Source organism: Mesorhizobium sp. M5C.F.Ca.ET.164.01.1.1 (assembly GCF_004792125.1).
Classification (GTDB): domain Bacteria; phylum Pseudomonadota; class Alphaproteobacteria; order Rhizobiales; family Rhizobiaceae; genus Mesorhizobium; species Mesorhizobium wenxiniae.
The window spans coordinates 1-278 of record NZ_SRTG01000660.1 but is presented as its reverse complement, the minus strand read 5'-3'; the positions used below and the strand labels follow the sequence as shown (position 1 = coordinate 278).

At 61.5% G+C, this 278-nt stretch carries 1 protein-coding gene; it reads right to left on the bottom strand.

What is annotated here, in order from left to right; all coding sequences use genetic code 11:
• A partial coding sequence (locus tag EN807_RS35190) for an aminotransferase class III-fold pyridoxal phosphate-dependent enzyme (protein WP_135938136.1) occupies positions 1–278 on the bottom strand: 278 nt, incomplete at both ends.

Here is a 278-nt window from a genome sequence, read left to right as displayed (position 1 = left end):
ATGAGCAGGCCACGTTCGAAGCAATCCACAAAGACATCATAGGCACGGGCGCCGATCGCGCCGTCGCGCGGCTGGAGTTCTATGCCGGCGATGAAGCCTATGGTGCGGATGTCGATGACGTTGGGCGAGCCCTTGAGCGAATGAATAGCATCGTGCCAGGCGTCCTGCAATTCGGAGGCGCGGGTGAAGAGGCCCTCGTCGCGATAGATGTCCAGCGTTGCGATGCCTGCCGCGCAGGCGACGGGGTGGCCGGAATAGGTATAGCCATGGAACAGTTC